The organism is Roseiflexus sp., assembly GCF_057785375.1.
Genome location: NZ_JBYNRX010000074.1, coordinates 49,281 through 62,680, shown reverse-complemented (window position 1 = coordinate 62,680; position 13,400 = coordinate 49,281). Strand labels below are relative to the sequence as shown.

12 protein-coding genes are annotated in these 13,400 nt (G+C 60.0%); 8 read left to right on the top strand and 4 right to left on the bottom strand.

Features of this window, described 5'->3' with window-relative positions:
• Nucleotide 1 precedes the first annotated feature (1 nt).
• The 6 genes from AC3EA7_RS13190 (at nt 2) to AC3EA7_RS13165 (ending at nt 6,179) form a co-directional block, all read left to right on the top strand.
• The gene (locus AC3EA7_RS13190) at nt 2-1,174 is read left to right on the top strand and encodes a type III-B CRISPR module-associated Cmr3 family protein (protein WP_488614523.1); all 1,173 of its coding nucleotides are present in this window, start codon (nt 2-4) and stop codon (nt 1,172-1,174) included.
• Nucleotides 1,175-1,244: 70 nt separating this feature from the next.
• Nucleotides 1,245-2,633: a type III-B CRISPR module RAMP protein Cmr1 gene (gene cmr1, locus AC3EA7_RS13185; protein WP_488614522.1), complete on the top strand. Its 1,389-nt coding sequence runs from the start codon at nt 1,245-1,247 to the stop codon at nt 2,631-2,633.
• An 11-nt stretch (nt 2,634-2,644) separates the two neighbouring features.
• Nucleotides 2,645-3,517, top strand: a complete 873-nt coding sequence (gene cmr4, locus AC3EA7_RS13180) for a type III-B CRISPR module RAMP protein Cmr4 (RefSeq protein ID WP_488614521.1) — start codon at nt 2,645-2,647, stop codon at nt 3,515-3,517.
• Nucleotides 3,514-3,918, top strand: coding sequence for a type III-B CRISPR module-associated protein Cmr5 (gene cmr5, locus AC3EA7_RS13175; RefSeq protein WP_488614520.1), 405 nt, complete (start codon nt 3,514-3,516; stop codon nt 3,916-3,918). The genes cmr4 and cmr5 overlap by 4 nt, the downstream gene beginning before the upstream one ends.
• 20 nt (nt 3,919-3,938) lie before the next feature.
• Complete coding sequence (gene cmr6 / locus AC3EA7_RS13170; RefSeq protein WP_488614519.1) at nt 3,939-5,051, top strand: type III-B CRISPR module RAMP protein Cmr6; 1,113 nt, start codon at nt 3,939-3,941, stop codon at nt 5,049-5,051.
• Between the two features lie 12 nt (nt 5,052-5,063).
• Nucleotides 5,064-6,179, top strand: a complete 1,116-nt coding sequence (locus AC3EA7_RS13165; RefSeq protein WP_488614518.1) for a putative CRISPR-associated protein — start codon at nt 5,064-5,066, stop codon at nt 6,177-6,179.
• Between the two features lie 424 nt (nt 6,180-6,603).
• Here AC3EA7_RS13165 and AC3EA7_RS13160 read toward each other — a convergent pair whose 3' ends face one another.
• Nucleotides 6,604-7,287 carry a metal-dependent transcriptional regulator gene (locus AC3EA7_RS13160; RefSeq protein WP_488614517.1) on the bottom strand — a complete coding sequence of 228 codons (684 nt, stop codon included), beginning with the start codon at nt 7,285-7,287 and terminating at the stop codon, nt 6,604-6,606.
• A gap of 87 nt (nt 7,288-7,374) precedes the next feature.
• Here AC3EA7_RS13160 and tsaD point away from each other — a divergent pair, with 87 nt between their 5' ends.
• Together tsaD and AC3EA7_RS13150 are read left to right on the top strand one after the other, a co-directional pair.
• Nucleotides 7,375-8,463 (top strand): tRNA (adenosine(37)-N6)-threonylcarbamoyltransferase complex transferase subunit TsaD, encoded by a 1,089-nt coding sequence (gene tsaD / locus AC3EA7_RS13155; RefSeq protein WP_488614516.1) that lies wholly within the window; start codon nt 7,375-7,377, stop codon nt 8,461-8,463.
• A 460-nt stretch (nt 8,464-8,923) separates the two neighbouring features.
• Nucleotides 8,924-9,475, top strand: a complete 552-nt coding sequence (locus tag AC3EA7_RS13150) for a class I SAM-dependent methyltransferase (RefSeq protein WP_488614515.1) — start codon at nt 8,924-8,926, stop codon at nt 9,473-9,475.
• Nucleotides 9,476-9,545: 70 nt separating this feature from the next.
• On the opposite strand, the gene secF is transcribed toward AC3EA7_RS13150, so the two are convergent.
• From secF to AC3EA7_RS13135, 3 genes are all read right to left on the bottom strand, one after another.
• Nucleotides 9,546-10,520: a protein translocase subunit SecF gene (gene secF / locus AC3EA7_RS13145; RefSeq protein WP_488614514.1), complete on the bottom strand. Its 975-nt coding sequence runs from the start codon at nt 10,518-10,520 to the stop codon at nt 9,546-9,548.
• Nucleotides 10,521-10,543: 23 nt separating this feature from the next.
• The gene (gene secD / locus AC3EA7_RS13140) at nt 10,544-11,968 is read right to left on the bottom strand and encodes a protein translocase subunit SecD (protein ID WP_488614513.1); all 1,425 of its coding nucleotides are present in this window, start codon (nt 11,966-11,968) and stop codon (nt 10,544-10,546) included.
• 505 nt (nt 11,969-12,473) lie between these two features.
• Nucleotides 12,474-13,229, bottom strand: coding sequence for a DsbA family protein (locus tag AC3EA7_RS13135; RefSeq protein WP_488614512.1), 756 nt, complete (start codon nt 13,227-13,229; stop codon nt 12,474-12,476).
• Nucleotides 13,230-13,400: the final 171 nt, after the last annotated feature.

Below are 13,400 nucleotides of genomic sequence, written 5' to 3'. Positions count from 1 at the left end.
CATGATCTGGATCATCGAACCGCGCGACCCCTTGATTGCGCGCGACGGACGACCATTCGGACCTGATCCTGGCGCACGCGCCAACACGCTTCCCTTTCCCCCGCCTTCGGTTGTGGTTGGCGGGTTGCGCCACAAGGCTGGCATGGATGCAACTGGCTTGTTCGATGGGACTCCTTCCACCATTCAACGGATCAAGCAACTGACCCTGCGTGGTCCGTTGCTCGTCGAACTTGATCAGGAGACCGACGGCATCAGACAGTTCCTGTTTCCTGCGCCTGCCGATGCGCTGGCGCTAGACCCTGCCGATACAATAGCGGGTTCCAGTGCATTGCGCGTCATCCGCCTGGCGCCACACGATCTCGATGCCGCGCCGGTGACCAATCTGCCAGATGGTCTCCGACTCGTGACGCCAGCGGTTCGCGCACCGGACAAAGTCAGCGCGCGCGCTCCGCGTTTCTGGCATCAATCTGCCTTTGAACGCTGGTTGGTGAGTCCGCACGACGATCACACCGTAACACTCGACGAGCTTGGTATCGCTGCACTCGAACAGGATGTGCGCATGCATGTCAGTGTTCTGCCGGAAACGCAAACAGCGCGCGAGGGCGCCCTGTTTCAGACGCGCGGTCTGGAGTTTACCTGGCGGGATCATCAGAAGGAGTCACGGTTCGTTGTTCGTCGTCTGGGGCTGGCAGCGGCGTTTGAAGATGAATCAGGCGCATATGTTCCACCCAACTTTGCGAGAGGTTTCGCGTCGCTCGGTGGAGAACGGCGCCTGATGCTCTGGAAAACCATTGCCGCGACCCTGCCGGCGCCACCTGACGGTCTGATTGAACGGATCGTCGCTGACCGGCGCGCACGGGTGATTCTGGCATCGCCTGCCATCTTCAGGGAAGGCTACCGTCCACCGCTGGCGTGGGAGCGCGGCGGCGTGAGCGCGCAGCTCATAGCCGCAGCCGTGCCGCGCGCTCAGGTGATTTCCGGTTGGGATCTGCACCTGGGTAAACCCAAGCCCACCCGCCGTCTTGCGCCTGCCGGATCGGTCTACTTCATCGAATGGCCCGAAGGCGCTGATGTGCGCGCCTGGATTGAAGCAACCTGGATGCAGAATGTCAGTGACGATGACCAGGATCGACGGGATGGATTTGGTCTGGCCGTTCTGGGGGTCTGGAATTGAACCGCGAATGAGCATTACCTCGTCTTCCGAACAGACACGCCGGTTTGTCAATGGCACAGGAGAACGCCCGATGACGCGAAAACCACCTGATATCCAACTGCCTGGGTTCCAGATCCGTGGCGCTGCGCCACAGGTGCATATTCGCTCCTACAAGATCATCACTCCCTTGTTCGGCGGCGGGGTCGAACCACAGCACGCCGATCCCATAAGCGTGGTGCGCGCCAGTGAAATCCGTGGCCAGCTCCGCTTCTGGTGGCGCGCAACCCAGGGGGGACGGTACGAACTCAAGGGTCTGGCCGCTATGAAGCAAGACGAAGATGCCATCTGGGGTTCTACGAGCCGCCCGTCGCTGGTTCAGATTGAGGTGCGCAACGTCACACGAGGAGAGCCTCTTACAAAAGCGGGTGGAAATAACGGTTTCTTCTTCGGCGACCCGATCAGATCGCCAATAAGCTACGCGGCTTTCCCTCTCCGTGAGGCCTCTGGCGGACCGGCGCCAGGCGGTCTGGTGTTCGGCGTCGAGTTTCAACTGGCTATCACCCTGCCCGCAGAGCAGATATGGCGTGATCAGGTCATCGCCGCCCTCTGGGCGTGGGAGACGTTCGGCGGCATCGGGGCGCGCACCCGCCGGGGTTTCGGGGCGGTTTTTTGCCATCATGTCGAAGGCGTCCAGGGCGCCGGACCCTGGCTGCCATCGAACAGTGATGAACAGACCGTCCAGCAATGGTTGCATGACCATTTGGAGCGCTTCGTGCAGCCAGGCAATGGTCCCGGAGATGTGCCGCTGCTGGATCGAAAGCCCCTGCCGACCATCGGGAAGAATACAAACATCGAGACGTTTCAGAAGAACTTCGAGGAGAAAATGCGCAAACTTCTCATTGACAGCGGATGTCTGAAGGCGCAGGTTGATAACTGGTTGCCGGCGCTCATTGCCTGGTATTATCCGATTGAACAAATGCGCAAGTTTCGTCAGAAGCGACATGATAATGCTCAAGGCAAACCGTTTGGACGAAGCCACTGGCCCGAACCTGATGAGATCCGCTGGCGCTTTCCCAACGGTTTCCGTGGACGTCACGCTCAGCCAGCGCCACCCAATCGACGGCGAACGAACAAATTTCCCCGCGCCGCCTTTGGGCTGCCGATCGTGTTCCAGTTCAAGAATGGCGTGGACCAACCAAGAGGCAGCAAGATTGATCCGCCCCAGACGATCCTTCAGGGAGACCATCATGATCGTCTTGCCAGCCGCCTGATCCTGCGCCCGCTGGCGTGCGCTGATGGAGGCTTCGTCAGCATGGCGCTCGTATTAAGCGCGCCCTCCCTGCCGCCCCGAGGATTGAAGCTTGAAGGCGCCAATCAATCGGGCGGTATTGATACGCAACCTCTGACAGCGACAGAGGCGAGTTTTCCGCCACTGAATGGTAAGCCCGATGTGCTGCGGGCATTTCTTGATACACTTTGAGGAGCACCCATATGGCAAACGCGCGTCTGTACTTTGTGCATGCCCTCTCGCCTCTCCACGCCGGTACGGGGCAGGGCGTCGGCGTCATTGATCTGCCGATTGCCCGTGAAAAGGCCACCGGCATCCCCTACCTGCCCGGCTCATCGGTCAAAGGGGTCTTGCGTGACAGTATGCAGACTGGCGGTAAGAATGGCGCTGTCAAAAACCTGTTCGGTCCCGATACGAGCAATGCCGCAGAGCATGCCAGCGCCGCGCAGTTCGCCGATGCGCGCCTGCTGTTGCTGCCGATCCGCAGCCTGCGGGGCACATTTGCCTGGGTGACATCGCCATACCTGCTGCGCCGCCTGATCCGCGACGCTGCAGAAACCGGTCTGACACCGCTTGGCGCGCTGCCGGTTCCTTCCCATCGACAACAGGCGCTCATCAGTGGCGACGCGATCCTCTACAGCAACGGCAATCTCGTTGTTCTGGAAGACCTTGACCTTAGCGCTGAACGGCATGATGACGTCAGCGCATGGGCAATGCGGATCGGCAATCTTGCGTTTGCCAGTGATGATGAACGCGCTATGCTGGGGGAACGGCTCTGCATCGTCCACGACGATGTGCTCAGCTTTCTGCTCACAACGGCAACCGAGGTGGTCGCGCGGATCCGGCTGCAGGAAGACAGCAAAACGGTTGCAGAAGGCGCGCTCTGGTACGAAGAGGCGCTGCCGGCGGAGACACTGCTGTACGGGGTCATCTTTGCGCAGACCATTTGCGAATATAGAGCGCAGCAGGCATTCGTCGATCTCAATTCCTTCAACGGAAGGGTCTTCCAGTTCGGCGGCAAGGCGACGGTTGGGCGGGGTCTCTGCCGGTTCCAGATGGCGGGAGGAGCACAATGACCGAAGAACGCTTTATGACCCGCGAGCAACGCTATGCGCAGGCAGTATATCAACAGATCCAGCCGCTGATCAATAAGCCCGAACAGGAACGCAAGGCATACGGTTCACTGGCGCACAAACTGCCGGTGCTCATCCGCACCTCTGGTCTGGCGCAGGCGCTGGCATTCGTTCGCGCGCGCAATAAAGAGGGCACGCCACAGCAACAGTTACTTGCCGATCTCGAAGCAGTGCTTCGTACAAATGGCGCACTTGCCGAAGGCGCCAATCTGGTCACTCGCAGCCGTGAAGCCGATTTTGAAGAGTATCTGCGCCTGACCGAAGCCGCGCTTCAGGCATTGCTTTGGTTCAAACGCTTTGCTCAATCGGAACTGAAGGTCGAAGCGGGGACAGAGGCCGAATAACGTAAGGAGACCGTCAAACGATGCCAGAGCATTCTCTTCGTCAGCGCCTGAGGGATCTGAGGGCCATTCGCGGAAGCACGCATCCGGGCCTGTGGCTGGAGCGCTTTCTACCCGAGCAGTTGCGCCAGGACGAGCAACCACGCGGGCGACATCCACATAGTGAACATATTGCAACGGCAGTCCAGCTCGACGAGCCGCAGGGCTACCGGCGCTTCTTCGAGCGCTGGCGCCAGGCGCTGGCGAACTTGTCGCTGCCTGAAGGGTTTGCATTGCGCAGCGGAAGAGCAAAGGCGCGCGGGCGCATTGTGGTAGGATTAGGCGCGGAGAGCGTGCTGGAAAACGCCATCACCCTGCACCGCACCTATGGTGTGCCCTACCTTCCCGGCAGCGCCCTGAAAGGACTGGCGGCGGCCTATGCCCATCAGTATCTCGATGGCGACACCTGGCGCAAACCGCCGCTGAAGGTTCCTGACGACGCTCCGTACACAGCGCACGAAATCCTGTTCGGTTCCACCCGCAGCGCAGGCTATGTCACATTTTTTGACGCGCTCTATGTTCCGGGAAGCGGCTACCGGGCTATGGGAAGGAATAACTGGACGCAACCATTGCTTCCCGATGTATTGACGGTGCATCATCCGAAGTACTATCAGCAGAATCCGCCTGAAGCGCCTGCCGATTGGGACAGCCCGACGCCGATCAGTTTCGTTAGCGCAACCGGCAGTTTCCTGGTCGCACTGACAGGACCACAGGCATGGGTTGACACTGCCTGGAACATCCTCGCCCGGGCGCTCGACACGTTGGGCATCGGTGGGAAAACATCCGCCGGTTACGGGCGCATGGATCTGGAGCGCAGCGATGGACCTGCGACACAAAGCGCCGCTGCACCTGCCAGCGCCGAAACGACCGCTCCCACAACCCCACAGTTGCCACGCGATTTTGAAATGGCGCTTAGGGCGAGCAACGCTGGATCACTGCCCAATCTGATCCAGCGCTGGCGAGGGTTACCTGATGCCATTCGCCCTGCTGCAGCGCGCGCGATGATTGAGCACGCTCGCGCAATAAAAATCAAGAATCTAGAACAGAAACCCTGGTACCAGGATTTGCGTGCATCTATCGAGGGAAGCCAGGAATGAGGGGAGGTTCTCATGTCCAAAAGACCCAACCTTAACAACCTTATTCTCTCCACCTGCGGCACGAGCCTGCTTACCAACGGACGTTCTGAGGGAGAACGCCGGTTGGTGACAAAGCACTCAAATGTGAAACAACGCGATGATTTAGCATCTGAGGTCGTGCAACAAATCGAATATCTCATCAATGACGTGCGCCAGAAAGCGGAAAACGCGCCTCTGCCCGATATAGCGCGCACGTCTGCTGAACTGAACGCACTGGTGCAATTGTACAACAACCAGCCGTTTCCCAAACAAGACGTTCATATTTTGCTTTGTACCGACACATGGCTTGGTGAAGAGGCTGCCCGCATCGTAGAGCAGTATCTTCGACGCCAGGGATGTCAGCAAGTCATACTGTACCGCCAGAAAGACCTGCAAACTGCAGAGTTGAGCGGTTTCCAGCTGGCACTGGCTGACCTCGTCAGATGGCTTGATGAAAATCTTTCTGGCTATAGGCAGCATTACCGTATCATCTTCAACCTGACCGGAGGCTTCAAAAGTGTCCAGGGTTTCCTGCAGTCGCTGGCGCCCTTCTATGCTGATGAAGTCATCTACGTTTTTGAGTCGCAAAAAGAATTGCTGCGCATTCCGCGCCTGCCGCTGCGCATGGCCGCCACCGAAACGGTACAAAACCACCTGGTGACTATACGACGCCTGAGCCTCAATCTGCCGGTATCTCATAATGAGATCAGCGAACTGCCCGAAACGTTGATAATGCGAGTAAACAGCGATGTCGCGCTATCGCCGTGGGGTGAGGTCATCTGGAGTCAGGAGAAAAAAGAGATATATCAGGAGCGACTTCATCCCTCCCCTTCTGAACGCATCGTTTTCAGCCCAAAATTTGAGCGCGACGTCAGCAATCTCCCGCCTGACCGCTGTATCCTGGTCAATGAGCGCATCGACGACCTGGTACGCTATCTGGAGACAGGCGCCAACCCGAAATCGCTCGACTTCAAGCAGTTACGCGGCAATCCCTGTCCTCCTTCCACGCACGAATGCGATGCCTGGAGCGACCGCGACGCCCGGCGAATATTCGCGCATTTTGGCGGTGACAGACTCGTTCTTGACGCACTGGACAAGGGGTTGCACTGATAGAGCATTAACCCCTGATGGAATCCCGCTTCGTGGCTGGCGTTGGCTTCGACAGGCTCAGCCAACGCTGGCTGCAAGTCGGTCAATGTGTGCGAGATTAGGCAACGTCCGATTGATTGCTCCGCGGGATGCTCAGCGACTCCATCGTTGCCTGAGCCTGTCGACGTTAACGGTGGGGCGACTGAGATCGTGCAAGCCCCTTCGGGGCTTACTTGTCCTGAGCCGGGGCGCTGCGGGCTGAAGCCCTGGCTGAGATCGTGCAAGCCCCTTCGGGGCTTCTACGTACTGAGCGAGAGCTTTAGCCCGCAGCTCACAGAACGCGCGACCGGGCCGCAAGGGTTACTAGAGGAGGCGCGGCATGGCAGTCCAAGCGATGCGGCACTCCTGTCAAAGCGTAAGAGTGCTTCGAATTCCCGCGGCTGACTTACTCCCCGCCCGTCGGCGTCACATCGCACACCGCCACATACCCCGCCACCTCACGCCCTACGGCATGCTCGACATCGTCCAGCCGCACGGTCAGCGGTCCGCCGAACGGCGCCACCGCTACGATGGTCACATCGACGCCGGGACGTAAACCAAGTTCCGCAAAGTAACGCAGCATCGCCGGGTCGTGGTCGCTCACCTCGGCAACCGTCGCCGATTGACCGGTTTGCAGGTCGCTCAGGCGGGTGGTGTGGGGTGGTGGCATTGTACCATCGCGCTTCGGGATCGGCGCACCGTGCGGGTCGGTCGTCGGGTAGCCGAGGAGTGCATCGATCCGGTCCTCCAGGTCCTCCGACAACACGTGCTCCCACTTCTCCGCTTCGGCATGCACCTGATCCCACGGCACGCCTAACGCCTCGGCGAGGTAACGCTCGATCAGGCGATGGTGGCGGATGACTTCCAGCGCGATCTTTTCGCCCGCTGGAGTCAGCACGACACCCTGGTACGGTTCGTACTCCACCAGGTTGAGCGCAGCCAGTTTTTTGATCATGCCGGTCACTGATGCGGGCGAATTGCCCAGGCGCTCGGCAATCGCGTTGGTCGCCACACGCCCGTGCTCGCGCTGGAGGTCGAAGATGGTCTTCAAATAATCCTGGACGGACTCGGTGTGCTCTGACAGTGGCATAGCCTTGGCATATTTAGGCATTCCTAAACCAGCCTCATTATACCGTTCTGGCAACCGGCATGTCAAGGTAATGGTACAATACCGGGTATGGACACGAATGTCACCATTCTGGCAATCGAAACATCGTGCGATGAAACGGCGGCGGCGGTCATTCGCGGCGGTCGCACGATCATCTCGAATGTCGTGGCGTCGCAGATCGATGAGCACCGCCGCTATGGCGGCGTTGTTCCCGAAGTTGCGTCGCGCCAGCATATTCTGACGATCGATGCTGTGTTGCACGATGCGTTGCGCCTGCTCCCGGGTGGATGGAACGACATTCATGCCGTTGCAGCCACCTACGGTCCTGGGCTGGCGGGCGCGCTGATGACCGGGCTGAATGTTGCCAAGGCGATTGCCTGGATCCGTGAACTGCCATTCGTTGGGGTCAACCATATCGAAGCGCACATCTACGCAAACTGGCTGCTGACCGATGCGCAACCTGATGCGCCCGAACCGCAGTTTCCCGTTGTTGCGCTGGTCGTCAGCGGCGGGCATACGCTGCTGGCGCTGCTCGAAGGGCACGGTCGCTACCGTATGCTTGGGCAGACGCGCGATGACGCGGCGGGCGAGGCATTCGATAAGGTTGCGCGGTTGCTGGGGCTTGGCTTCCCCGGTGGTCCTGCCATTCAACAGGCGGCTGAAAACGCGCCCGGCGGCGTCACCTTGCCGCGCGCCTGGCTGCGCGACAGCTACGATTTTTCGTTCAGCGGCTTGAAAACCGCGGTGTTGCACCAGATCCGCGAGTATCGGGCGCGTGAAGCGGCGCTTCAGCCTGGCGCCGGCAAACGTGGCGCACCCGCAGCCGCTAACCCGCCTCCCCTTCCACCGGCCATCGTAGCGCGTCTGGCGCGCGCATTCCAGGAGTCGGTCGTCGATGTGCTGGTGACCAAGACAGTCGAGGCGGCGCGCGCCTTCGGCGCAACCGAAGTGCTGCTGGCAGGCGGCGTGGCAGCCAACCTCCGCCTGCGCGAAGAACTGCGCCGCCGTTCACCGGTTCCGGTGCGCGTCCCGCCAATCGCCCTCTGCACCGATAATGCCGCCATGATCGGCGCTGCCGCCTTTTACCGCTTCGACGCCAGCAAACAGGATGGCTGGGATCTCGATGTGCAGCCGAATCTGCCGTTGCAGGCGGGGTAGAACACCTGTCGGCGGCGGTCGTGTAGGACGCCCACAAGGGGCGGCCCCTACGCTGGCGGTCGTGTGGGGCGGTCGTGCGCTGGCAGCGTGTCGTCATCCTTCGCTTCCCGTGCGACCGTTATCTTCGCATGCTGGCGGCTTCGCTCCTATCGCTTGCAGGACTCAGTGTATCTTTCCCCGGAAGTACATGGATACTATTCCCTGTACGGCGAGCGTGTTCCAATCTATGCTGCCTGTAACACTAACACTATCGAAGGAGCAGTTCAATGACAACAAAGAGTCTTCAGGCAAACAAACGTCAGTGGGAAGACCTTGGCCAGCTCGACCCGTTCTGGGGAATGACCGGCACGAACCGTTTTGATGGGTGGGACGTCGAGGCGTTTCTACAGACCGGCGACGAACAGGTTGCCTGCCTGGTTAACAGATTGCGCAATTTGAGCGTCCAAAGCGCTGGTCAACCGTGCTCGATTTCGGTTGCGGCGTTGGCCGGCTTGCGCCTGCCTTCCGCGTTCATTTCGAGCACTACATCGGTATCGATATTGCCGAGAGCCTGATCGTCAAAGCCCGCCAACTCCACGCTGACCTCAGCCTGGCGCATTTTGTCGTCAGCGCCAGTACAACGTTGCCGATTGCATCGAACAGTTGCGATATGGTCCATGCATGGGGCGTGCTGCAGCACGTGCCCGACCAGACCAGTGCGCTCGGCTATGTTGCCGATTTCGTGCGGGTAATGCGACCGGGGGGCTTGCTGGTCTTCACCGTGCTAGATTCGATCCATCCCATTTATCGTTTGCAGCCGCGCCGTCGTGCGTATGCGCTGCTGCGAACGGTCGGCGTGCCTCCGGCGATCCTATACCGCCGCCTCAAACTCTATCCCCACGAAGTGCATCCCCTGCCAGGACAGCGCGTGACTGCCCGGTTGAAGGCAGCAGGAGCGCACATCCTTGGCATCCATGATGATTCGCCGCCGGACGCTCCACACCAGTGGCGGACGTACTATGTGACGAAATGAATAAGTGGCAGAAGCGAGGGTCACAGGCGCTTCCGGTGCGGACCTGACCCCAGAACGCGGACGTGGAATACTACGCCACAGGCGCTTCGGCGCCCGGTGGGGCGCTGCGGCGGAACCAGCGGTTCCACTCGCGGTTCTCCCACACCACCAGCAATTGCGCAGCGTTGAAGATCGACGAATACGTGCCGCTGATCAGCCCGATCAACAGGATCAGCACCAGATTGCGGATACTCTCGCCGCCGAAGAGCAGCAGCGCTACCAGGGTGAAAAAGGTGGTCAACTGCGTATTCACCGAGCGCGGCAACGTCTGCACAATGCTGTGATTGACGATATCATCGAAAGTTTCGGCGGGGCGCCGGTTGATCAGATTTTCGCGGATGCGGTCGAAGACCACAATCGTGTCATGCACTGAGAAACTGATGACGGTCAGCAGCGCAGTCAGAAACAGCGCGTCCACCTCCAGCCCGATGGTGATGCCCAGGATCGAGGCGACACCCAGCACCAGCAGCACATCGTGGATCATTGCCAGGATGGCGCAGACGCCGTAGCGCACCGGATGCGGCGCCCGGCGAAAGGCGAGCGTCAGATAGATCAGAATGACTACACATGCCGCGATCACGGCAATGACCGCGCTACGGGTTGACTCGGCGCTCACCGTGGCGCCGACCGTCTGCAATGCCTGTTGATTCACCTGGCCATACTCGGCGCTGAGTGCGCGCAGCACCTGCTGGCGCTGCGACTCCGGGTCGGTTTCGCTCAGGGAACGGGTGCGCACCACAGCGCTGGCGACCGTGCGCCCATCGACCTGCGACTCGGTCAACTGTACCAGCGCCCCCTCAAACCCATGGGTGGCAAAAATCGCGCGAATCCGCTCAGTATCGAGTTGGCCAGGCGTGCGCTCGACGAACTGCAGATCCCACAGCGCACCGCCGCTGAAGTCGATACCCAGGCGCAACCCGACGATCGCCAGTGAGACAAGGCCGGGAAGGATGATCAGCATCGATAGTGCGAACCACCAGTAGCGCAGTTTGACAAGTTTATCCATACGTCTCTCTTGAAATCATCAGGCTATGCCGCCTCACGGGCATGGCGCATTCCCGGCGCATCCTTCAGTTCGTACAGCCAGGGATTCTGCGCAAATGGCAGCGGATTGATCGTATGCAGAAACGTGCGCGTCACCACCATGGACGTGAACAGACTTAGCAGAATACCAAGCCCGAGCGTCAGGGCGAACCCCTTGATCAGGCTGACGCCGAAGGTATTGCCGAACATGAACAGGATGGTGCACGTAATCAGCGTCGCCACGCTTGAGTCGCGAATGGCGGGCCAGGCTTCGACGAAGGCGGCGTCAATCGACGCATTCAGCGACTTGCCACGGCGCAACTCTTCCTTCAAGCGCGCAAAGATCAGCACATTTGCATCGACTGCCACACCGATCGAGAGAATGAAACCCGCAATGCCCGGCAGCGTCAATGTCACCGGTATCAACTGGTAGAGCGCAAAACTGATCAGCGTATAGAGCAACAGCGCCACTGTCGCCAGCACGCCTGGCAACCGATAGAACAGAATCATAAACAGCGCCACCGTCGCCAGACCGACAACGCCTGCCACAATGCTCGCATCGACCGACCCTTGCCCCAGTGACGCTGAGACTGTCCGACTCGATTCGACCTGAAGCGGCACCGGCAAGGCGCCAAACTTGAGTTGCGTGTAGATCTGCTCGGCGTCCTGGCGCGTACTGGTCGTAATTTCACCGCGCCCCCCGACCAGCGCCGCCTGGACGATCGGGCAACTGAACACCTGATTGTCGAGCACGATACACATCGGGCGCTGGATGTTGGCGGCGGTGAACTGCTCCAGTCGGCGCGCCGACTCGCCGGTGAATGCGAAAGGCACAGCAAACTGGTTTTGCAGACTCTGACCGGCGATCTGCGGCGGCTGCACCGAGTTCAGATCCAGGTCCTTGCCGTCGGTAATGCTCTCGTAGATCGGACCTTCTGGAACCGTCGGCGATATCGTTTCAGTCGAAGTGATCGACTCCGTGTCGGTGACCGGTGTTGTGGGGCGCAGCGCAATCGGATTGGGGCTGCCGGTGGTGCGCACGATGGCGCCCGGAGAAAGGAATTCGCCTTTGGTGTCGATGAACTCCAGCTTCCCAGTGCCGCGCAACGTTTCAATCGCCTGTTCAGGGTTGGCAATGCCTGGTATCTCGACGATGATCCGGTCATTTCCCGACAACTGGACGACCGACTCGGCCACGCCGAGACCGTTGATGCGGCGCTCGATGACGCCGGCCGCTGTCTGCATAACGCTGCGCTCGACCGGTTCAGCCGCACGGAGCAGCACCTGTGTGCCGCCGCGCAGGTCGAGACCCAGGCGAATGCTGACGTCGCGGTTGAACAGCCAGCGTCCTTCGGGCGCAAAGACGATCGACAGCGCGATGCCGGCGATCAGCAGGATGAAAATGAGCGAGTAGATATCCCGGTTACGCACGATGGTATCTCTCTGTTGCGTGCCACGACAATCGTTTTACACGCCGCCCGCACAGACGCGGGGCAGGCGTTAGACCCCGGCATTATAGCCATGCGGCGAGGGGATGTCAATAGAGCGACATGCCCCTGGGCGACAATCGTCTGAGTTGTGTCGTGGAGCGATGGACGTAGTTCAACGCCTCTTGCTTCAGGCTTGCGCTCTCAGCACAGACCTCATACTAACGTGCGGTCAGTCAGACAGGATGTTCGAGCGCCCGGTTCGCAACGCGCACCAGCAGTCCGTGTCGTGAACGTAGGACTGCGCAGTGGCGCCAGCAGCCCCGGCGGGGCTTGCACGTGCGGTGCGCGCAGTCGAACCGCGTCTTCAGCGAGGGCTTTCGCCCGCAGCACCCCGGCGCCCCGCTGTGCTCCCCGGCAGTCTTGTATAAATGACCGCACATGAGTATCAAGGATTCGGGTGCGTTAACCTGCCACCTGTAACCTTCAACACTCAACTTTCAACGTTCCTACCGCCCCCCAAGCGCCGCATCGACCGCCTGACGCATGCGGGCGTAGATTTCTTCCACACTGGTCGCGCCGGTGGTATCGACCAGTTGACCATTCACAGCGAATGATGGAGTTCCCGGCAGGCGCAACGCATCACCCGCTGCTTTTGCCTGGTTGATAGCGTCGCGGAAGCGATTGCTGGCGTAGCACTGCTCGAATGCAGCGGCATCGAGACCGATCTGGCGCGCATAGGCGACAAATTGCGCCCTGGGGTCTGGTTGAGGGCTCCACTGGCGCTGGTTGGTGAAGAGGTAATCGTGCATTGCCCAGTATTTGTCGGCGCCCTGTTCACCCGCGCAACGTGCTGCATATGCGGCAGGGGCGCCGTTCACGTGCCCGCTCAACGGGTACTCATGGTACACGAATTTGACTTTGCCGGTCGCAATATATTCCTGCTCGAACTGCGAAGACAACACAGTTGCGTAATAGGCGCAGCCGGGGCACTGGAAATCCGAGAATTCGGTCACGACAACCGGCGCGTTGGCATTCCCTTTGAAGAAAAAGCCATTGTCGTCCACCCCCGTGGGAACATTCGCCATCGGGCGCGCCGGTTCGCGCCCGGGAGTCGCCGCAGGCTGCCGGTTCTGCAGCGTAACCGTTGCGGCAATTGCAATCACCAGCAGAACAGCAGCGCCCATCACCACGTAGAGTGCGCGGGAAGCGCCGCCGCTTTTCTTCGTCTGAACCGCTCGACCACGCTGCGAACGTGTGCTCATAGTGCAACTCCGCGTATCGTATATCAGTAGATTGCCGGACTTCGGCGCGCCTCCAGTGCATCCCGCCGGACGCGCAACGGGCATTATACCATCACTGCAAGGGGGACACACGTTTGCGGAGTTGCACGCAGGATAAGAGTCTGATGAAAAAGCGCCATGATATAATACGCA

Bases quoted from the DNA above. Each gene is read 5' to 3' on its own strand.
- AC3EA7_RS13190 (WP_488614523.1), top strand. From the start codon at position 2: ATGATCTGGATCATCGAACCGCGCGACCCCTTGATTGCGCGCGACGGA.
- cmr1 (WP_488614522.1), top strand. From the start codon at position 1,245: ATGACGCGAAAACCACCTGATATCCAACTGCCTGGGTTCCAGATCCGT.
- cmr4 (WP_488614521.1), top strand. From the start codon at position 2,645: ATGGCAAACGCGCGTCTGTACTTTGTGCATGCCCTCTCGCCTCTCCAC.
- cmr5 (WP_488614520.1), top strand. From the start codon at position 3,514: ATGACCGAAGAACGCTTTATGACCCGCGAGCAACGCTATGCGCAGGCA.
- cmr6 (WP_488614519.1), top strand. From the start codon at position 3,939: ATGCCAGAGCATTCTCTTCGTCAGCGCCTGAGGGATCTGAGGGCCATT.
- AC3EA7_RS13165 (WP_488614518.1), top strand. From the start codon at position 5,064: ATGTCCAAAAGACCCAACCTTAACAACCTTATTCTCTCCACCTGCGGC.
- AC3EA7_RS13160 (WP_488614517.1), bottom strand. From the start codon at position 7,287: ATGCCACTGTCAGAGCACACCGAGTCCGTCCAGGATTATTTGAAGACC.
- tsaD (WP_488614516.1), top strand. From the start codon at position 7,375: ATGGACACGAATGTCACCATTCTGGCAATCGAAACATCGTGCGATGAA.
- secF (WP_488614514.1), bottom strand. From the start codon at position 10,520: ATGGATAAACTTGTCAAACTGCGCTACTGGTGGTTCGCACTATCGATG.
- AC3EA7_RS13135 (WP_488614512.1), bottom strand. From the start codon at position 13,229: ATGAGCACACGTTCGCAGCGTGGTCGAGCGGTTCAGACGAAGAAAAGC.